Raw genomic sequence first — 21,825 nt, 5'->3', positions numbered from 1 at the left:
TCACTCGTACTCCCCCACCTGGAAGGTCGTGTCGGCCAGGGCGGTGGCCGTGGTCGTCCCGGCGGTCTCGTCGGCCGCCGTGATTGCCGTGGTCGTTGTGGTCGTCGTGGTCGTCGTGCCGGTCATGAGAGGCCCAGGTCGTTGTCGATGAGGGCGAAGATCTCCTCGGCGCCGGCGGATTCGATCCGGTCCTGAAGGTCGCTGTCGCCGCCGCCGTCGCTGTCGTCCGTCCGTTCGGCCGCCGGTTGGGCCTGGCCGTTCCAGCGGGTGGCGAGCGCCAGCAGGCGGGAGGCGATCCGGCCGCGCTGCGCGTCATCCTCGGCGAGCCCGGTCAGAGCGGCCTCCAGCTGGTCCAGGGCGTCCAGCGCGGGAGCGCCGCCGCCCTCGGTCGCGGTCAGCGACCGCAGATGGCGGGCGAGGACCCGGGGTGTGGGCTGGTCGAACAGGAGCGTGGCGGGCAGTTGGAGGCCGGCTGCCACACCGAGCCTGTTGCGCAGTTCCACCGCCATCAGCGAGTCGAAGCCGAGTTCGTTGAAGGCGCGGTCCGCGTCGACCGCGTCGGCGGAGCCGTGGCCCAGCACGGTGGCGACGTGGTCGCGGACCAGCTGGGTCAGCAGCCGTTCCTGCTCGGCCTCGGCGAGCCCGGCGAGCCGGGTGCGCAGCGCGCCGCCCGCCGCCTGCGCACCGCCGTCCCGCTCCTGCGCCCGGCGCACCAGGGCCTGGGCTTCGGGCAGTTCGGCGAGCAGCGGGGCGGGCCGCACGGCGGTGAACCCGGGTACGAAGCGGTCCCAGGTCAGCTCGGCGACGGTCAGTTGGGCGTCGGCGCGTGCCACCGCCCGGTCGAGGGCGGCGAGCGCCGCGTCCGGGTCGAGCGGGACGACACCGCCGCCCCGCAGCCGTGCTTCCGCGTCGTCGCCGCCGGCCATTCCGCCGCCGGCCCAGGGGCCCCAGGCGACGGAGGTGGCGGGCAGCCCCTCGGCGCGGCGCCGGGCGGCGAGCGCGTCGAGGTAGGCGTTGGCGGCGGCGTAGTTGCCCTGGCCCGCCGAGCCGACCGTGCCGGCGAAGGAGGAGAACAGGACGAACGCCGACAGTTCGCGGTCGCGGGTGAGCCGGTCGAGGTTGCGGGCGGCGGCCAGCTTCGGCCGCAGCACCGCCTCCAGACGCTCCGGCGTCAACGCCTGGAGCAGCCCGTCGTCCAGGACTCCGGCCGCGTGCACCACGGCGTCCACCGGGTGCTCGGCGAGGAGCGCGGCCAGGGCGTCGGCGTCGGCGGTGTCGCAGGCAGCGAGGGTCACTTCGGGGCCCGCGGCGGCGAGTTCGGCGCGCAGTGCCTCGGCGCCTTCGGCGTCGGGGCCCCGGCGGCCGACCAGGACCAGATGCCGGGCGCCGCGCTCGGCGAGGCGGCGCGCGACCCGGGCGCCGAGCGATCCGGTGCCGCCGGTGATCAGCACGGTCTGGCCGGTGCAGTTCCACTCGGTTGCCTCGGTCGTGGACGGCCCGGCGTGTACCAGGCGGCGGGCGAAGACTCCGGCGGACCGTACGGCGCTCTGGTCCTCGCCCGTGGTGCCCGAGAGCAGTCCGGCGAGCCGTTCGGCGCTGCGGCTGTCGAGGTCGGCGGGGAGGTCGACGAGACCGCCCCAGCGCTGCGGCTGTTCGAGCGCGGCAACCCGGCCGAGGCCCCAGACGGCGGCCTGTTCCGGTGCGGTCACGCTCTCGCGTTCGGTGGCGGCGACCGCTCCGACGGTGGCGCACCACAGCGGGGCGCCGATCTCCAGGTCGCCGAGCGCCTGCGTCAGGGCGAGCTGCGCCGCCAGACCGGCCGGGGTGGCGGCGCTGCCGGATGCGGCGGCCGTGTCCAGGCCGGCCACGGCGGGCTCCTGGTCGAGGGCGAGCAGCGACAGCACGCCCTGCAGGGTGTCCCGTTCGGGGAGCTTGCGCAGTTGTTCGCCGAGCGCGGCCCGGTCGGTGAGGGCGCAGTCCACGGTGAGCGGCACGATCTGCGCACCGTGCGCGGTCAGGCCCTCGGTGAGGGCGTTCGTCCAGGGACCGTCGGCCCGGGAGGCGGGCAGTGCCAGCAGCCAGGTGCCCGACAGCACGGATGACGGGCCGTCCGGTACGGGCCGCCAGACCACGGTGTAGGAGCAGGAGTCGAGCGCGGAACTCTCGCGGCGGCGGCGCCGCCAGGACGACAGGGCGGGCAGCAGTTCGCTGAGCGGGGTGTCGTCGCCGAGGTCGGGGCGCTCGGTGAGCTCGCCGAGGTCGCCGCGCTCGACGGCGGCCCAGAACTCGTCGTCGGCCAGGTCGCCGTCGCTCAGGCGCTCGGTGCCGGCGGGCTTGGCCGCCTCCAGCCAGTAGCGGCTGCGCTGGAAGGCGTAGGTCGGCAGTTCCACCGTACGGGCCGGGCCGGTCAGCCCGGTCGTCGCGGCGGCGAGGCCGCGTACGTGCAGTGCCCCCGCGGCCAGCAGCGCGGCGACCGGCTCGGGCCGGCCCCGGCGCAGCACGGGGATGCCGGCGACAGCGGGCTCGGACTCCTGAAGGCTGTCGAGGGTCATCGCGGTCAGTGAGCCGTCCGGCCCGAGTTCCACGAACGTACCGACGCCGTCCTCCCCGAGGCGGCGTACGCCGTCGGCGAAGCGCACGGTCTGCCGCACATGCCGCACCCAGTGGCCGGGCGAGGTCAGTTCGGCCTCGGTGGCCCGGTTCCCCGTCACGTTGGAGACGATCGGGATCGCGGGCGCGTCGTACTTCACGCCGCGCGCGACCTCCTCGAACTCCGCAAGCATCGCGTCCATATGCGCCGAGTGAAACGCATGGCTGACCCGCAAACGCCTAGTCTTTCGGCCCAGCGCGGCGAAATGCCCGTCAATGTCCGATACGGCGTCCTCGTCGCCGGAGACGACCACCGCTGCCGGCCCGTTGACGGCGGCGATGGAGACCCTTTCGTTCAGCAGGGGCAGCACCTCGTCCTCGGAGGCCTGTACGGCGGTCATCGCGCCGCCCTCGGGCAGCGCCTCCATCAGCCGGCCGCGGGCAGCCACCAGCGCGCACGCGTCGGGCAGCGACAGCACTCCGGAGACGTGCGCGGCGGACAGTTCGCCGATGGAGTGCCCCATCAGCGCGTCCGGCGTGACTCCCCACGAGCGCACCAGTTCGTAGAGCGCCACGTGCACGGCGAAGAGCGCGGGCTGGGTGTAGGCGGTGCGGTCCAGCAGCCGGGCCGGCTTCGTGCCCTCCTCGGCCAGTACGACGTCGGCCAGCGGCACGTCGAGGTGCGGGGCGAACGCGTCGCAGACACGGTGGAAGGCATCGGCGTACACCGGGAACCGGTCGAGGAGTTCCCGGCCCATGCCGGGCCGCTGTGAGCCCTGCCCGCTGAACAGGAAGGCCGTACGGCCCCCCGGCCCGGTGCGGCCGCGCACCACGCCGGCGGCGTCCTCGCCGCGGCCGAGTGCGGCCAGCCCGGCCAGGAGTTCCTCCCGGTCCTCGGCGACCACCACGGCCCGGTGCTCGAACACCGCGCGGCCGGTGGCCAGGGAGTGCGCCACGTCGGCGGGGGACGACTCCGGGCGGGCGGTCAACCGGGCGCGGAGCCGTTCGGCCTGGCCGCGCAGGGCGACGGCCGACCGTCCGCTCAGCGGCCAGGCGACCGGCCCCCGCTCCGGGCCGTTCGCGGCCTGGGGCTCTGCGGGGGCCTGCGCCTCGGTGCCTTCCTCCAGGACGACATGGGCGTTGGTGCCGCTGATGCCGAACGACGACACCGCCGCACGCCGGGGCCGTCCCGTGCGCGCCCAGGGCTCCGGCTCGGCCAGCAGCTGGATCCGGCCCGCCGTCCAGTCGACGTGTGTCGTCGGTCGCGTGACGTGCAGGGTGCGCGGCAGCGTCCTGTGCCGCATCGCCAGCACCGTCTTGATGACACCGGCGACGCCGGCGGCGGCCTGGGTGTGCCCGATGTTGGACTTCACCGACCCCAGCCACAGGGGCTGTTCGCGGTCCTGGCCGTAGGTGGCGAGCAGGGCCTGCGCCTCGATCGGATCCCCGAGCTTGGTGCCGGTGCCGTGCGCCTCCACCGCGTCCACGTCGGCCGGGGTGAGCCCGCCCGCCGCCAGCGCGGCCCGGATGACCCGCTGCTGCGAGGGGCCGTTGGGCGCGGTCAGACCGTTGCTGGCGCCGTCCGAGTTGACGGCACTGCCACGGACCACGGCGAGCACCGGGTGTCCGTTGCGGCGGGCGTCGGAGAGCCGCTCCAGCAGCAGGATGCCGGCGCCCTCGCCCCAGCCGGTGCCGTCGGCGTCGTCCGAGAAGGCCTTGCAGCGGTTGTCACCGGCGAGACCGCCCTGCCGGTCGAACTCGGCGAACGCGCCCGGCGTCGCCATCACCGTCACACCGCCCGCGAGCGCCAGATCGCACTCGCCGGAACGCAGCGACTGCGCCGCCCAGTGCAGGGCCACGAGGGAGGACGAGCACGCGGTGTCCACGGTGACCGCCGGGCCCTCCAGGCCCAGCACATAGGCGACCCGGCCGGAGGCCACGCTCGCGGCGTGCCCGGTGAGCAGCTGTCCCTGCGCGTCCTCGGGGACCGCGTGCGCGGCCGACCCGTAGCCCTGGTAGTTCGTACCGACGAACACCCCGGTACGGGAACCGTGCAGGCCGCGCGGGTCGATCGCGGCCCGCTCCAGCGCCTCCCAGGAGATCTCCAGCAGCAGCCGCTGCTGCGGGTCCATCGCCAGCGCCTCGCGCGGCGAGATCCCGAAGAAGTCCGCGTCGAACTCTGCGGCGTCGTACAGGAATCCGCCCTCGACCCCGTCCGCCTGCCAGCCTCGGTCCGCTGGCGGCGCACCGATCGCGTCCACCCCGTCGGCCAGCAGCCGCCAGAACTCCTCCGGGCCGCGCACACCGCCGGGGAATCGGCAGCCGAGCCCCACGATCGCGATGCGTGCGTCGTCGTCGGCCTGGTCGGCGATGCGGACGGCGGGGACCGTGGTCCCGGGCGCGGTACCGGTCACGGCAGCGCCTTCGGCCAGGGGCTCGGCATCGAGGAGTTCGGCGCCGATGTGGCGTGCGAGCGCCTGCGGCGACGGATAGTCGAACACCAGCGTCGCCGGCAGCCGCAGTCCGGTCGCCGCGTTCAGACGGTTGCGCAGTTCGACGGCGGTGAGCGAGTCGATGCCAAGGCCGCGGAAGTCCCGGGTGGCCTCCACGGAGTCCGGTCGGGCGTGCCCCAGCACCAGCGCCGTCTGCGTGCGTACGAGATCCAGGACCGCCGTCTCCCGCTCGGCGCGCGGAAGCGCCGTGAGCCGGGTCTGGAAGCTCTCCCCCGCCGCAACACCGTCCGCCACGGACGCCGTGCGCCGCGCGGGGGTCACGGCGAGGCCCCGGAGCATGGCCGGCAGCGCCGCGACGGCCTGCCGGTCCCGCAGCACCCGACGGTCCAGCGCGATCGGAACCAGTACCGGCTCGGCACGGCACAACGCCGCGTCCATGGCGCCGAGACCCTGCTCGGCGGCGAGCGGCAGCATGCCGCCGCGGGCCATGCGCCGCAGGTCCGCCTCGGTCAGCTCGGCGGTCATGCCCGCGCCGGACGCCCAGGGGCCCCAGGCGAGGGCGGTGGCGGGCAGGCCGGAGGAACGGCGTGTGACGGCGAAGGCGTCCAGGAAGGCGTTGGCGGCCGCGTAGTTGGCCTGGCCCGCGCCGCCGAACGTGCCCGCGACCGAGGAGAAGACCACGAACGCGGACAGGTCGGCGTCCCGGGTCAGCTCATGCAGGTGTGCCACCGCGTCGGCCTTCGGGCGCATGACCTTGGCCAGCCGGTCCGGGGTGAGGGAGGCGACCACACCATCGTCCAGGACGCCTGCGGTGTGGACCACGGCGGTCAGCGGGTGGTCGACGGAAACGGTGTCCAGCATGGCGGCCACCTGGTCGCGGTCGGCGACGTCAACCGCCGCCACCTCGACCTGCGCGCCCAAGTGGGCCAATTCAGCGACGAGTTCGCCGGCGCCCGGGGCTTCCAGGCTGCGGCGGCTGGCCAGCAGCAGATGCCGGATACCGTGCTCGGTCACCAGGTGCCGGGCCACCAGCGCACCCAGACCACCGGTACCGCCGGTCACCAGCACGGTCCCTTCCGGGTCCAGCGGCACCGGGACCGTCAGGACCACCTTGCCCACATGCCGCGCCTGCGACAGGTACCGGAACGCCTCCGGGGCATGCCGTACGTCCCAGCAGGTGACGGGAAGGGGCTTGAGCACGCCCGCCTCGAACAGGGCGACCAGGTCGGCCAGCATCTGCCCGATCCGCTCCGGACCGGCCTCCCACAGATCGAAGGCGCGATACGTCACGCCCGCATGCTGGGCGGCCACGGCGTCCGCGTCCCGGACATCGGTCTTGCCCATCTCCAGAAAGCGACCACCGCGCGGCAGCAACCTCAGTGAGGCATCGACGAACTCCCCGGCCAGCGAGTCCAGTACGACGTCCATGCCACGACCGCCGGTCGCCGCGAGGAACACCGTCTCGAACTCCGTGTCCCGGGACGAGGCGATGTGCGCCTCGTCCAGACCGAGACCGCGCAGCGTGTCCCACTTGCCGACACTCGCCGTACCGAACACCTCGGCACCGAAATGCCGCGCCAGCTGCGTGGCGGCCATACCCACGCCACCGGCAGCCGCATGCACCAGCACCGACTCCCCGGCCTCAAGGCCACCGAGGTCGGTGAGGGCGTAGTACGCCGTGAGGAACACGATCGGCACCGACGCCGCCTGCGCGAACGACCAGCCCGCCGGAACCCGGGCCACCGTCCGCGCATCCGCCACCGCCACCGGCCCGAAGGAACCGGAGAACAGCCCCATCACGCGGTCGCCGACGGCCAGCCCGGTCGCCCCGGGACCGACCTCGGTCACCACACCCGCGCCCTCCAGACCGAAGTCCTGCGCGTCACCGGGGTACATGCCGAGTGCGTTGAGAACGTCGCGGAAGTTCACGCCCGCGGCCCGTACCGCGATGCGGACATGACCGCGCGTCAGCTCGGCCTCCGCCTCCGGGACCGGGCGCAGCGCAAGCCCTTCCAGCGTGCCCTTCTCCACGATGTCCAGGCGCCAGGCCGACTCCCCCGCAGGCGCCGTCAGCGCCCCTCCAGTCGGCACACGTCCCAGACGCGGGGTGAAGGCGACACCCGCGCGTACGGCGACTTCGGCCTCGCCGGAGGACAGCGCGGCGGGGAGGACCGCCCAGGACTCGTCCGTACCGTCCACGTCGATCAGCGCGAACCGCCCCGGGTTCTCCGCCCGAGCCGCCCGCACCAGACCCCACACCGCGGCCAGAGCCGGATCCGACGCCCTCTCATCGAGCGTCACAGCCCCTTCGGTGACCACCACCAGTCGGGCACCCTCGAACCGCTCCTCCGCCAGCCAGGCACACACCAGCTCCAGCACGTTCGCCGTGGCCGTGCGCGCTGCCTCCGCGGGGTCGCCGGCCGGGGATTCCACGCGTATCAGCGCGTCCTCTCCCGCGGTGACTTCGGTCATCGGGAGAGATACTGGGAGAGACATCGGGAGAGGCACCGGCAGAGACGTCGGGAGAGCCGAGGCGGTCGGGTTCCGCGTGCCGTCGTCGGTCGCGTCGAGCGGGAGCGGCGTCCAGTCGACGCGGTGCAGCAGTTCGGCGTGACCGGTTGCCGTCGTGTCGGCGGGCGGTGCGGTGAGCGCGCGCAGCGTGAGGGATTCCACGGTGGCTACGGGTGCGCCGGACTGGTCGGCGAGGTCGAGGGTGACCGAGCCGGAGCCGGTGACGCGCAGGCGTGCGTGGAGGCGGGACGCGCCGGTCGCGTGGAGGGTGACGCCCGCCCACGAGAACGGCAGCCCCGGGCCGGACGCGTCGCCGCCGTCCGCGGTCGTCGGGGCCACACCGAGGGCATGCAGCACCGAGTCCAGCAGGGCCGGGTGGACGCCGTAGCGGCGGGCGTCCGGGGCGGACTCGTCGGGGAGGGCCGCCTCGGCGAACAGGTCGTCGCCGTGCTGCCGGACGGAGGCCAGTCCGCGGAACAGCGGCCCGTACGACAGGCCGGTGTCCGCCAGCCGCTCGTAGAGAGTGTCCGTGGGGACCTCGACGGCGTCGGCGGGCGGTCGTGCGTCCGCTTCCGCGCCCGGCGCGGCGGCCTCGGGCAGCAGGGTGCCGCTCGCGTGCTGGATCCACGGCTCGGCGTCGGGGTCGTCCGTGTCCGAGCCGGTCGCGGGGCGGGAGTACACGCCGATCCCACGGCGCCCGGAGGGATCCGGGGCGCCGACCGTGACCTGGAGCTGGGCGGCTCCGCGGTCGGGCAGCACCAGGGGGGTGTGCAGGGTGAGTTCCTCGACCTGACCGCAGCCGACGCGGTCCGCCGCGTGCAGGGCGAGCTCCAGGAAGGCGGTGCCGGGCAGCAGGACGGAACCGGAGACGACGTGTTCCGCCAGCCATGGATGGAGCTGGGCGGAGAGCCGCCCGGTGAAGACGGCGGCCCCGCTGTCCGCGAGGGTGACGGCGGCGCCGAGCAGCGGGTGACCGGCGGCGGACAGACCGGCCGAGCGCAGGTCGCCGAGGTGGGCGCCTGTCGCGCGCGGCCAGAAACGGCCGTGCTGGAAGGCGTAGGTGGGCAGCGCGACGGGGCGCGCCGCGGGGTAGAACGCGGACCAGGTGACCTCGGCGCCGTGGGCGAAGAGGTTCGCGGTCGCCGTGAGCAGCGTCGCAGGCTCGGGGCGGTCGGGGCGCAGGGCCGGGACCGCCACCGGTTCGCCGTCGGCGAGCGAGGCGTGGGCCAGCGCGGTGAGCGTGCCGTCCGGTCCCAGCTCCAGGAACCGGGTGACGCCCTCCGTCTCCAGAGCGTGTACGGCGTCGGCGAAGCGGACCGCCTGGCGGACGTGGCGGACCCAGTGGTCCGGGGAGCACAGTTCCTCGGCGGTGGCGGTCTGCCCGGTCACGGTCGAGACGACGGGCAGCCGCGGCCGCTCGTACGACAGGCCCTCCGCCACCACGCGGAACTCGGCCAGCATCGGTTCCATCAGCGGCGAGTGGAAGGCATGGCTCACCCGCAGGGCCGTGACCTTCCGGCCCTGGGCACGGAAGTGGTCCGCGATCTCCTCGACGGCGTCAGTGGCGCCCGCGACGACCACGGCCCGGGGGCCGTTGACGGCGGCGATGCCCACCCGGTCGCCGAGCAGCGGCAGGACCTCGTCCTCCGTCGCCTGTACGGCGACCATCGCGCCGCTGGCCGGCAGGGCCTGCATCAACCGGCCCCGCGCCGCCACCAGACGGCAGGCGTCGGCCAGCGACCACACCCCCGCCACATGCGCCGCCGCGATCTCACCTATCGAGTGCCCGGCCAGCACGTCCGGACGCACACCCCACGACTCCAGCAGCCGGAAGAGGGCGACCTCCAGGGCGAACAGGGCGGGCTGCGCGTACTCGGTCCGGTTCAGCACATCGCTGTCGTCCCCGAACACCGACTCCCGCAGCGGGCGCGGCAGTTCCGCGTCCAGATGCGCGCAGGCGCCGTCGAAGGCGTCGGCGAACACCGGGTAGGCGTCGTACAACTCGCGGCCCATGCCGAGGCGTTGCGAGCCCTGACCGGCGAACAGGAACGCCGTGCGGCCTTCGGCCTGTGCGCGTCCGGTGACAACGCCGGGGGCGGGCTCGTCCATGACCAGGGACGCGAGGACGGACAGCAGCTCCTCTCGGTCCGCGCCCAGCACGACAGCACGGTGGTCGAACGCCGTGCGGGTGGTGGCCAGGGAGAGGCCGAGGTCCACGGTGGCGAGATCGGGCCTGGCGTCGGCGTGGGCCAGGAGCCGTTCGGCCTGCTCGCGCAGGGCGTCCTCCGTGGATCCGGAGATCACCCAGGGCAGGGGGCCGCCGATCCCGGTGTCGGCGGCCGGCAGGGCCGTGGGCTCGGTGCCCTGCGCCTGCTCCGCCTGCTCGACGATGACGTGCGCGTTGGTGCCGGACACGCCGAACGCGGAGATTCCCGCGCGGCGCGGACGGTCCGCGCCGGGCCATTCCGTGCTCTCGGTGAGCAGTTCCACGGCGCCCGCCGACCAGTCCACGTGGGTGCTGGGGACATCGGCGTGCAGGGTGGACGGCAGCAGGCCGTGCCGCATGGCCTGCACCATCTTGATGATGCCGGCGACACCGGCCGCGGCCTGGGTGTGGCCGATGTTGGACTTCAACGAGCCGAGCCACAGGGGCCGTTCGCGGTCCTGGCCGTACGTGGCGAGCAGCGCCTGGGCCTCGATCGGGTCGCCCAGCGTCGTACCGGTGCCGTGCGCCTCCACCGCGTCCACGTCGGCCGCGGCGAGTCCGGCATCCGCCAGCGCGGCGCGGATCACCCGCTGCTGGGCGGGACCGTTCGGCGCGGTCAGGCCGTTACTGGCGCCGTCCTGATTGACCGCGGAACCGGCCACCACGGCCAGCACCGGATGGCCATGACGACGCGCGTCGGAGAGCCGCTCCACCACGAGCACACCCACGCCCTCGGCCCAGCCGGTGCCGTCGGCCTCGTCGGAGAACGCCTTGCACCGGCCGTCCGCCGCAAGCCCGCGCTGGCGGCTGAACTCCAGGAAGGCGCCGGGGGTCGACATGACGGTGACGCCGCCGGCCAGGGCGAGGTCGCACTCGCCCGCCCGGAGCGCCTGCACCGCGAGGTGGAGGGCGACCAGCGACGACGAGCAGGCGGTGTCGACGGTGAGGGTGGGTCCTTCGAGGCCGAGGACGTAGGCGATGCGGCCGGAGACCACGGCGGCCGCGTTGCCGGTGCCGAGGTAGCCGTCGCCTGCGTCGGGTGTGCTGAGCAGCAGCGCGGGATAGTCCTGGCCGTTGGAGCCCATGAACACGCCGGTTCGGCTGCCGCGCAGGCCGCCGGGGGCGATGGCGGCGCGTTCCAGTGCCTCCCAGGAGGTCTCCAGCAGCAGCCGCTGCTGCGGGTCCATGGCGACGGCTTCGCGCGGCGAGATGCCGAAGAAGGCGGGGTCGAAGTCGCCGACGCCGGTGAGGAATCCGCCGTGCCGGGTGTAGCTGGTGCCGGGGCGGCCGGGTTCGGGGTGGTAGAGGGCGTCGAGGTCCCAGCCGCGGTCGGTGGGGAACTCGGCGACGGCGTCTCGTGCGGCGGCGACCAGGTCCCACAGCTCGTCGGGGCCGGTCACGTCGCCGGGCAGGCGGCAGCCCATGCCGACGATGACGATCGGGTCGTCGGCCGCGCGGTCCCGGCGGCCCGCGCCGGACGCGGTGTCCGCGGTGCCGCGCTCGGGCTCGCCGAACAGCTCGCCGTGGACGAAGGCGGCGAGGTCGACGGGCGTGGGGTGGTCGAAGACCAGCGTGGCGGGCAGCGCGAGGCCGGTCTCGGTGGTGAGGCGGTTGCGCAGTTCGACGGCGGTGAGGGAGTCGAAGCCCGAGTCGCGGAAGGCACGCCGGGACTCCAGTAGCCGGGCGTCGGCGTGGCCGAGGACCGCGGCGGCGTGGGTGCGGATCAACTCCAGGAGCGCGCGGGTGCGTTCGGCGGCCGGGCGGCCCGTGAGGCGCTGCTTCAGTGCCGTGCCCGCCGTGTCGTCCTCCGCGCCGCTGTGCCCGGTGCGCAGCGCTTCCCGCGCCTCGGGCAGGCCGGTGAGCAGGGGGCTGGGGCGGGTGCTGGTGAAGCCGGGGGTGAACCGGGTCCAGTCGACGTCGGCGACGACCTGCCCGGTGCCGTCCTGCTGGAGGACGCGGCGCAGCGCGGCCAGCGCGGTGTCGGGGTCGAGGGCGGCGAGGCCGCGTCGGCGCAGGTATTCCTCGGCTCCGTCCTCGGCGGCCATGCCGCCCTCGGCCCAGGGTCCCCAGGCGACGGAGGTGGCGGTGGCGCCGCGGGCGCGCCGTTGTTCGGCCAGGCCGTCGAGGTAGGCGTTGGCGGCGGCGTAGGCGGTCTGGCCTCCGCTGCCCCACACGCCGGCGATGGAGGAGAACAGCACGAACGCGTCGAGCGGCCGGTCGCCCTGGTCGCGCAGCACGGCGTCGAGGTGGGCGGCGCCGTGCGCCTTGGCGGCGAGGACCGAGCCGAAGCGGTCGGCGTCGAGGCCGGGCAGGGGCAGGGTGTCGGTGACGCCCGCCGCGTGGACGACGGCGTCGACGGTGTGGCGGCCGAGCAGCCGCTCGACGGCGGCGCGGTCGGCGACGTCGCACGCCTCGATCGTCACGCGGGCGCCGAGCGCGGTGAGGTGGGCCGTCAGTTCGGCGGCGCCGGGGGCGTCGGGGCCGCGGCGGCCGGTCAGGACGAGGTGCTCCGCGCCCTGCTCGGCGGCCCAGCGGGCGACCCGGGCGCCCAGCGCGCCGGTGCCGCCGGTGATCAGGACCGTGCCGCGGGGCTGCCAGCCGCTCGCGCCGGTCTGCGGGGCGGGCTGCTCCTCGGCATGCGACAGACGGCGTACGAAGACGCCGGAGGCGCGCACGGCGAGCTGGTCCTCGTCGCCGGGCCGGGCCAGCACCGCGGCGAGCCGTCCCGCGGCCCGCCGGTCCAGGGTCTGCGGCAGGTCCACGAGGCCGCCCCACCGGTCGGACAACTCCAGTGCGGCCACCCGTCCCAGGCCCCACAGGGCGGCCTGGGACGGTTCCGGGGCGGCGTCGGAGCGTGCGGTGGCCACCGCGCCTTCGGTGGCCAGCCACAGGGGGGCGGTCACCTGGGCGTCGCCGAGGGCCTGCACGAGCCGTACGGTGCGGAACAGGAAGTCCGCCGGGGACAGTTCCCCGTCGATGCCGGACGGCAGGGCCAGGATGCCCGCGAGGGCGCCGAGGCCGGCGATCCGGGCGGCGAGCGCTTCCCGCTCCTCGTCGGGGGCGTACTCCCACGGCACGGGTTCGGCGCCGTGTGCCGCGAGCGCGTCGGTCACCGTACGGGCCCGGGCGTCGTCGGCCGTACCGGAGGGGACGGCGACGAGCCAGCGGCCGGTGAGCGGGGTGTCGGCACCCGGGTCGAGCGGCTGCCAGCCGACGCGGTAGCGCAGCCCGTCCACCCGCCCGAGCTCGCGCCGTCCGCGCCACCACGACGACAGTGCGGGAACCAGGGGACGGACGAGCCCCTCGTCGACGTCCAGCGTGTCGGCGAGGGCGGCGATGTCCTCCTCCTCGACGGCCGTCCAGAACCGCGCGTCCCCGCCGCCGGTCTCCTCGGCGGCCGCCGTGCCGGGCGGGGTCGGCTCCAGCCAGTACCGCTCACGGCGGAAGGCGTACGTGGGCAGCTCCACGGCGCGGGCGCCGGTACCCGCGAAGACGGCCGGCCAGTCGACCGGCGCACCGTGGGCGAACGCGCCGGCGACCGCGGCCATCAGCGCGGCGGGCTCGGGCCGGTCCTTGCGCAGGGTGGGCACGGCCGACACCGCGTCGCCCGGCAGGCAGTCCTGGGCGAGGGCGGTGAGGGTGCCGTCGGGGCCCAGCTCGACGAAGCGGGCCACCCGGCGCCCCGCCAGCAGCCGTATCCCGTCGGCGAAGCGGACGGGTTCACGGACGTGCCGGACCCAGTAGTCGGGCGAGCACAGGTCGGCCGGGCGGGCGGTGTCGCCGGTCACGTCGGAGACGATCGTCAGACGGGGCGTGTGGTAGGTGACGCTCTCGGCGACCTCGCGGAACTCCTGGAGCATGGGCTCCATCAGCGGGGAGTGGAAGGCGTGGCTGACCCGCAGGGCCGTCACCTTGCGGTCCTGGGCGCGCAAGTGCGCGGCCGCCTCCTCCACGGCGTCGGCGGCGCCGGAGATCACCACCGCGCGGGGGCCGTTGACGGCGGCGATGCCGACCCGGTCGTTCAGCAGGGGCAGCGCCTCCTCCTCGGTCGCCTGGAGCGCGGCCATGGCGCCGCCCGGCGGGAGCGCCTGCATCAGACGGCCGCGTGCCACCACCAGCCGGCAGGCGTCCGCGAGGGACCACACGCCCGCGACATGGGCGGCGGCCAGCTCTCCGACCGAGTGACCCAGCAGGAACTTCGGGGTGACGCCCCACGCCTCCAGCAGCCGGAAGAGGGCGACTTCGAGGGCGAAGAGCGCGGGCTGGGCGTATTCGGTGCGGTTCAGCCGATCCGCGTCATCACCGAAGACGATCTCCCGCAGGCTGAACGGCAGTTCGGCGTCCACCGCGTCGAAGGCCTCGGCGAAGACCGGGTACGTCTCGTACAACTCCCGGCCCATGCCGGGCCGTTGGGAGCCCTGACCGGCGAACAGGAAGGCGGTGGCGCCGCGCACGGTGCGGCCCTGGACGGTCGCGGTGCCCGGGGTGCCCTCGGCGAGCGCGGTCAGTTCCCGTACGGCGGTGTCGTGGTCGGCGGCGAGGACGATCGCCCGGTGCTCCAGGGCGGCCCGGGTGGTGGCGAGCGCGTGGCCGACGTCCAGCGCGCGCGGCGGCTCGGGCTGCTCGCGCAGCCGGGCCAGCAGCCGGGCGGCCTGCGCCCGCAGCCCCTCCTCGCTGCGCGCGGACACCGGCCACGGCACGACGGGCAGGGTGCGGGGCTCGGCGGCCGGGGCCGCGGAGTCCGCGGCAGGCTCGGCGGGTTCGGCTTCGGGCGCGGGGGCCTGCTCGATGACGGCGTGCGCGTTGGTGCCGCTGATACCGAACGACGACACACCGGCGCGGCGCGGACGGTCCGTCCCGGGCCAGTCGACCGGCTCGGTGAGCAGGCGCACCGCGCCCGCCGACCAGTCGACGTGCCGGGACGGCTCGGAGACGTGCAGGGTGCGCGGCAGCACTCCGTGCCGCATCGCCTCGACCATCTTGATGATGCTGCCGACACCCGCGGCCGACTGCGTGTGCCCGATGTTGGACTTCAACGAGCCCAGCCACAGCGGCTGTTCGCGGTCCTGACCGTAGGTGGCGAGCAGGGCCTGCGCCTCGATGGGGTCACCGAGCGAGGTACCTGTGCCGTGCGCGTCGACGGCGTCCACGTCGGCGGGGGCAAGGCCCGCGCCCGCCAGGGCGGCGCGGATGACCCGCTGCTGGGCGGGGCCGTTGGGGGCGGTGAGACCGTTGGAGGCGCCGTCGGAGTTGATCGCGGTGCCGCGGACCACGGCCAGCACCGGGTGCCCGAGGCGCCGGGCGTCGGACAGCCGCTCCACCAGCAGGATGCCCGCGCCCTCCGCCCAGCCGGTGCCGTCGGCGTCGTCGGAGAACGCCTTGCACCGGCCGTCGGCGGCCAGCCCGCGCTGCCTGCTGAACTCGTAGAACATCGCCGGTGTGGCCATCACCGCCACGCCGCCGGCGAGCGCCATGTCGCACTCGCCGCGGCGCAGAGCCTGGCACGCCCAGTGCAGGGCGACCAGCGAGGAGGAGCAGGCCGTGTCGACGGTGACGGTGGGCCCTTCCAGGCCGAGGGTGTAGGCGATGCGGCCGGAGGCGACCGAGGTGGCGTTGCCCGCGAGGAGCAGGCCCTGCACACCGTCGGGGAACTCGCTCACCCCCGCCCCGTAACCGGAGGTCGCGGCGCCGACGAAGACGCCGGTGCTGCTGCCGCGCACCGCGCCGGGATCGATCCCGGCCCGCTCGAACGCCTCCCAGGAGATCTCCAGCAGCAGCCGCTGCTGCGGGTCCATCGCGAGGGCCTCGCGCGGCGAGATCCCGAAGAAGTCCGCGTCGAACCGGGACGCCTCGTGCAGGAATCCGCCGCCGAGCGCGTAGAAGGTGCCGGGTTTGTCGGGGTCGGGGTCGTATCCCGTCTCGACGTCCCAGCCGCGGTCGGCGGGGAACCCGGAGATGGCGTCCCCGCCCTCGTCGACGAGCCGCCACAGCTCTTCCGGGCTGTCCACCCCGCCGGGGTAGCGGCAGCTCATCGCCACGATCGCGATCGGTTCCCGGTCGCGTCCCTCGGCGTCGCGCAGCTGCCGGCGGGTCTGCCGCAGCTCCGCGGTCAACCGCTTCAGGTACTCGACGTACTTGTCGTCCATCTTGTCGTCTTCAGCCACCAACGCCACATCCCTGAGCCGATGCCAACGGTTTCCCGCGGCTGATCACGACATCCCGAGTTCTTTGTCGATCAGGTCGAACAGCTCGTCCGCCGTCTCGACGGAGTCCAGTTCCCCGTCGTCCACGTCGGCGACTGCCGCTCCGGGTTCCCCGGAGCCGGTGCCGTTGTCGTGTCCGGCACCGCTGCCCTTCGTTGCCAAGTCCTGCCACTTCGCCGTCAGCCGCTGCAGCCGGGAAGTGATCGTCGCGTGGTCGTCCCCGCCGGCCGAGGCGGCGCCCAGCGCGGCCTCCAGCCGGTCCAGTTCGACCAGGAGCGGCACCGCTGTCGCGGCCGCGCCCGGGCCCTCGCCCGCACCCGTGCCGGACGCCTCCGGCAGGGTGATCTCCTGAAGCAGTTGCGCCGCCAGCACCGTCGGCGTCGGATGGTCGAACACCAGCGTGGCCGGCAGCCGCAGCCTGGTGGCCGCGTTGAGCCGGTTGCGCAGTTCGACGGCGGTGAGCGAGTCGAAACCCAGCTCCTTGAACGCCTGGTCCGGTTCGATCTCGTCCGCCGAGGCGTGGCCGAGGGTGGCCGCCGCCTGGGCGCAGACCAGGTCGACGAGGTACTGCTCCCGGTCGGCCGGCGCGAGCGCCGCCAACTGGGCACCGAGGTCCTGCCGCTCCGCGCCGGCTCCGGCCGCCGTCTGATCGGCCCGTCGGGCCGGTGCCCGCACGAGGCCGCGCAGCAGCGGCGGTACGGCCTCGGCGTGCGCCCGCAGCGCCTGGAGGTCCAGGTTCACCGGCAGCAGCAACGCCCGGTGCGTGGGAGCCGCGGCGGACACGAGCCCGGCGGTGTCGAGGAGTTCGAGGCCCTGCTCGGCGGTGAGCGGCCGCATGCCGCCGCGTGCCATGCGTCGCAGGTCCGCCTCGGTCAGCTCGGCGGTCATGCCCGTCCCGGGCGCCCACGCTCCCCAGGCGAGGGACGCCGCGGGCAGACCGGCGGCCCGGCGCAGGGCCGTGAAGCCGTCGAGGAAGGCGTTGGCGGCCGCGTAGTTGGCCTGGCCCGCGCTGCCGAACGTGCCCGCGACCGAGGAGAAGACCACGAACGCGGACAGGTCGGCGTCCCGGGTCAGCTCGTGCAGGTGTGCCACCGCGTCGGCCTTCGGGCGCATGACCTTGGCCAGCCGGTCCGCGGTGAGGGAGGCGACCACGCCGTCGTCGACGATGCCCGCGGTGTGGACCACGGCGGTCAACGGGTGGTCGGCGGGTACGGCGGCGAGCATGTCCGCCAGCGCCGCACGATCCGCGACGTCCAGGGCCGCCACCTCGACCTCGGCACCCAACTCGATGAGTTCGGCGACGAGTTCACCGGACCCCGGGGCTTCGGGGCCGCGGCGACTGGCGAGCAGCAGGTGCCGGATGCCGTGCTCGGTCACCAGGTGCCGGGCCACCAACGCGCCCAGACCACCGGTACCGCCGGTCACCAGCACGGTCCCTTCCGGGTGCAGCGGTGCCGGGACCGTGAGGACGACCTTGCCGACATGGCGGGCCTGCGACAGATACCGGAATGCTTCGGGGGCGCTCCGTACGTCCCAGCACGTGACGGGAAGGGGCTTGAGCGCGCCCGCCTCGAACAGCGCGACCAGGTCGGCCAGCATCTCCCCGATCCGCTCCGGACCGGCCTCCCACAGATCGAACGCCCGATACGTCACCCCCGCATGCTCGGCAGCCACCGCATCCGCATCACGGACATCGGTCTTGCCCATCTCCAGGAAGCGGCCACCGCGCGGCAGCAACCGCAGCGACGCGTCCACGAACTCACCGGCCAGCGAGTCCAGTACGGCGTCCATGCCACGACCGCCGGTCGCCGCGAGGAACACCGTCTCGAACTCCGTGTCCCGGGACGAGGCGATGTGCGCATCGTCGAGACCCAGCTCCCGTAGCGTGTCCCACTTCGCCGCGCTCGCCGTTCCGAACACCTCGGCACCCAGATGCCGCGCCAGCTGCGTGGCGGCCATGCCCACACCACCGGCCGCCGCATGCACCAGCACCGACTCCCCAGCCTCAAGGCCACCGAGGTCGGTGAGGGCGTAGTACGCCGTGAGGAACACGATCGGCACCGACGCCGCCTGCGCGAACGACCACCCCGCAGGAACCCGGGCCACCGTCCGTGCATCCGCCACCGCCACCGGCCCGAAGGAGCCGGGGAACATGCCCATCACGCGGTCGCCGACGGCCAGCCCGGTCACCCCGGGACCGACCTCGGTCACCACACCCGCGCCCTCGCCACCGAGCAGACCCGCCTCGCCCGGATACATACCGAGCGCGTTGAGCACATCGCGGAAGTTGACTCCCGCCGCTCGTACGGCGATACGGACCTGTCCTTCCGTCAACGCGGCTGTGGCCTGCGGGAACGGTGTCAGGGCCAGGTTGTCCAGGGTGCCCTTCGCCACGCTGTCCAGGTGCCAGGCCGGCTCGTCCGCCGGGAGCGGAAGCCCGCCGCCCGCCGGGACGCGGGCGAGGCGCGGCGCGTGGAGGACGCCGTCGCGGAGCGCCAGTTCGGGCTCGCCCGAGGCGAGGGCCCGGGCCAGCGCGGCGCGGGACGTGTCGGTACCGTCCGTGTCGACCAGGGCGAACCGGTCGGGCGCCTCGGCGCGCGCGGCCCGTACCAGGCCCCACACCGCGGCCAGAGCGGGATCGGGAGCCGCCGCGTCGAGCGTGACCGCACCCTCGGTGACGATCACCAGACGGGACTGCTCGAACCGCTCGTCGGCGAGCCAGGAGCGTACGGCGTCCAGGACGCGGCCGGTGGCGGCACGGGCCGCGTCCGCCGCATCGGCGGCCTCACCGCTCAGGCCGGGACCCGCGGCGAACAGCACGGTCGCGGGGACGGCGGCGGGCAGCTCGGTCAGGGTCGGGTACGTCGGTACGCCGGGCGCGAGGTCCGCGGCGCCCACCACCGCCGACGCGCCGGCTTCGGAGGCCTCCTGCTCGGGCGGCGACACCTTCGTCCAGTCCACCTGGAAGAGGCCGTCGCGGTGGCCGTCGGCCTCGGCACGGGCGGCGAGGTCGCCGGAGACCTGCCGCAGCAGCAGCGACTCGACGGAGGCGACCTGGCCGCCCGTCGGGTCGGCCAGATGCAGGGCGACGGCTTCCGGACCGGCCTGCACCATCCGCACGCGCAGTGCCCGGGCGCCGGACGCGCGCAGCGACACTCCGCTCCAGGAGAAGGGCAGCCGTCCCTGTCCGGCCTCGGCCAGCGACACGAACATCATCGCGTGCAGGGCGGAGTCCAGGAGCGCCGGGTGGACGCCGAAGTCGCCCGCGAGTCGCTCGTGTTCGTCGGGCAGTCCGACCTCGGCGAACACCTCGTCGCCTCGTCGCCAGACCGCACGCAGTCCCTGGAACACCGGCCCGTAGGCGAATCCTGCCTCGGCGAACCGGTCGTAGAAGCCCTCCATCGGGACGGCCTCGGCGTTCGGCGGCGGCCATGCGCTCAGGTCGGGGGCGGGGGTGGTGTCGCCGGGTGCCGGGCCGGCGACCAGTGAGCCGCTGGCGTTCAGCGTCCACGGGTCGGTGTCGAGCGCGTCCTCGGCACGGGAGTACACCTCCACGGTGCGGGTGTCCGACTCGTCGGGCGCGCCCGCCCTGACCTGGACCAGCCGTCCGGTGCGCTCGGGCACGATCAGCGGGGCGGCGATGGTGAGTTCCTCGACGCGGTCGTAGCCGAGCTGTCCGGCGGCGCACAGGGCGAGTTCGAGGAACCCGGTGCCCGGGAAGAGGACTGTGCCGGTCACGGCGTGGTCGCGCAGCCACGGGTGCGTCCTGAGCGAGAGCCGCCCGGTGAACAGCGCCTCCTCGCTGCCTGCCACGCGTACGGCGGCGCCCAGCAGCGGGTGCCCGGCCGAGCCGACGCCCGCCGAACCGAGGTCGCCGAGGGTGACGCCGGTGAGGTTGGGCCAGTAGCGGCGGCGCTGGAAGGCGTACGTCGGCAGGCTCGGGGTCGGGCCCCGGTGGCCGCCGGTGAGCGTCCGCCAGTCGGCGTCGGCGCCGTGCACGAACAGGGCGGCGAGCGCGGCGAGCGCGGCCGGTGCCTCGGGCCGGTCCTTGCGCAGCGCCGGTACGAGCAGCGCGGTCCCGGAGTCGTCGAGGGAGGCCTGGGCGAGGGCGGTGAGAGTGCCGTCGGGGCCGAGTTCGAGGTAGCGGCCGATGCCCTGCTCGGCGAGGGTGCGAACGGCGTCGGCGTACCGGACCGGCTGACGCACGTGGCCGACCCAGTAGTCCGGGGACATCAGCTCGTCGGCGGTGGCCGCCTTGCCGGTCACCGTGGAGACGAGCGACAGCCTCGGACGCTCGTACGTCAGACTCTCGGCGACCTTGCGGAAGTCGGCCAGCATCGGCTCCATCAGCGGGGAGTGGAAGGCATGGCTGACCCGCAGGGCCGTCACCTTGCGGTCCTGGGCTCGGAAGTGGTCCGCGACCTCCTCGACGGCTTCCGAAGCGCCCGCGACGACGACCGATCGGGGGCCGTTGACGGCGGCGATCCCGACCCGGGTGTCGTCCAGGAGGAGCGGCAGCACCTCGTCCTCGGTGGCCTGGAGCGCGACCATCGCGCCGCCGGACGGCAGGGCCTGCATCAACCGGCCCCGCGCCGTCACCAGCCGGCAGGCGTCCGCGAGCGACCACATGCCCGCCACGTGCGCGGCGGCTATCTCACCGATGGAGTGTCCGGCGAGGACGTCGGGCCGCAGGCCCCAGGACTCCAGCAGTCGGAAGAGGGCGACTTCCAGGGCGAACAGCGCGGGCTGGGTGAACTCGGTCCGGTTCAGCGGATCGACGTCGTCACCGAACACCACCTCCCGCAGCGGGCGGGGCAGTTCGGTGTCCAGGTGCGCGCAGGCCGCGTCGAAGGCGTCCGCGAAGACCGGGTACGCGTCATACAGCTCCCGGCCCATACCGAGGCGTTGGGCGCCCTGACCGGCGAAGAGGAACGCGGTTCCCGCATCGCGCCGGGCCGTGCCCGTCGCGGCGTTCACCGCCTCCTCACCGGAAGCGAACGCCTCAAGACCGCGCAGCAACTCCCCACGGTCCGATCCCCAGACCACGGCCCGGTGCTCGAACAGTGACCGCGACCGCACCAGCGACCGGCCGATCTCCGCGACGGCGAGTGTCTCGTCGCCGGTCACGAACTCCGCCAGCCGACCGGCCTGGGCCCGCAGCGCCGCAGCCGTACGGCCCGACACCACCCACGGCACCACACCACCACCGTCCGGCCCGCTCACCGGCTCGGGCTCCGCCACGACCGGCGGCTCCTCCAGCACCACATGCGCGTTCGTGCCACTGAGGCCGAAGGACGACACACCTGCGCGGCGCGTCCTTCCTTCGACGCGCGGCCAGTCGGCGCTGTCCGTCAGCAGCTCCACGGCGCCGGCCGTCCAGTCCACGTGCGACGAGGGCTCGTCCGCGTGGAGGGTGCGCGGCAGCACCCCATGCTGCAGAGCCAGCACCATCTTGATGACACCGGCGGCACCGGCAGCGGCCTGCGTGTGCCCGATGTTCGACTTCACGGCCCCCAGCAGCAGCGGCCGTTCACGATCCTGACCGTACGTGGCGAGGATCGCCTGCGCCTCGATCGGGTCACCCAGCGTCGTCCCCGTACCATGCGCCTCCACCGCATCCACATCGGCCGGCTTCAGCCCGGCACCGGCCAGCGCCTGCCGGATCACCCGCTGCTGCGACGGACCGTTCGGCGCCGTCAGACCATTACTGGCACCATCCTGGTTCACCGCACTACCGGCGACCACCGCCAGCACCGGACGGCCCGCCGCCCGGGCATCGGACAGCCGCTCCACCAGCACCAAACCCGCGCCCTCGGAGAACCCAGCCCCGTCCGCCGCGTCCGAGAACGCCTTGCACCGGCCG

The 21,825-nt window shown here is 74.6% G+C and carries 3 protein-coding genes; all 3 read right to left on the bottom strand.

The features are described 5' to 3' along the window. A complete protein-coding gene (locus tag IE277_RS49100; RefSeq protein ID WP_268252740.1) occupies positions 1-126 on the bottom strand; it encodes a hypothetical protein in 126 nt (41 codons plus the stop codon). Further along, on the bottom strand, positions 123-15,923 hold the full coding sequence (locus tag IE277_RS44850; RefSeq protein WP_229882520.1) for a type I polyketide synthase: 15,801 nt from the start codon (positions 15,921-15,923) through the stop codon (positions 123-125). The genes IE277_RS49100 and IE277_RS44850 overlap by 4 nt, the downstream gene beginning before the upstream one ends. A gap of 45 nt (positions 15,924-15,968) precedes the next feature. Beyond that, positions 15,969-21,825, bottom strand: a 5,857-nt coding sequence (locus IE277_RS44840; RefSeq protein WP_189959658.1) for a type I polyketide synthase, incomplete at its 5' end; no start/stop codon positions are given.

It is taken from the genome of Streptomyces alanosinicus (assembly GCF_014650595.1).
In the GTDB taxonomy this organism is placed as follows: domain Bacteria; phylum Actinomycetota; class Actinomycetes; order Streptomycetales; family Streptomycetaceae; genus Streptomyces; species Streptomyces alanosinicus.
This window is presented reverse-complemented; position numbering and strand designations above follow the sequence as displayed.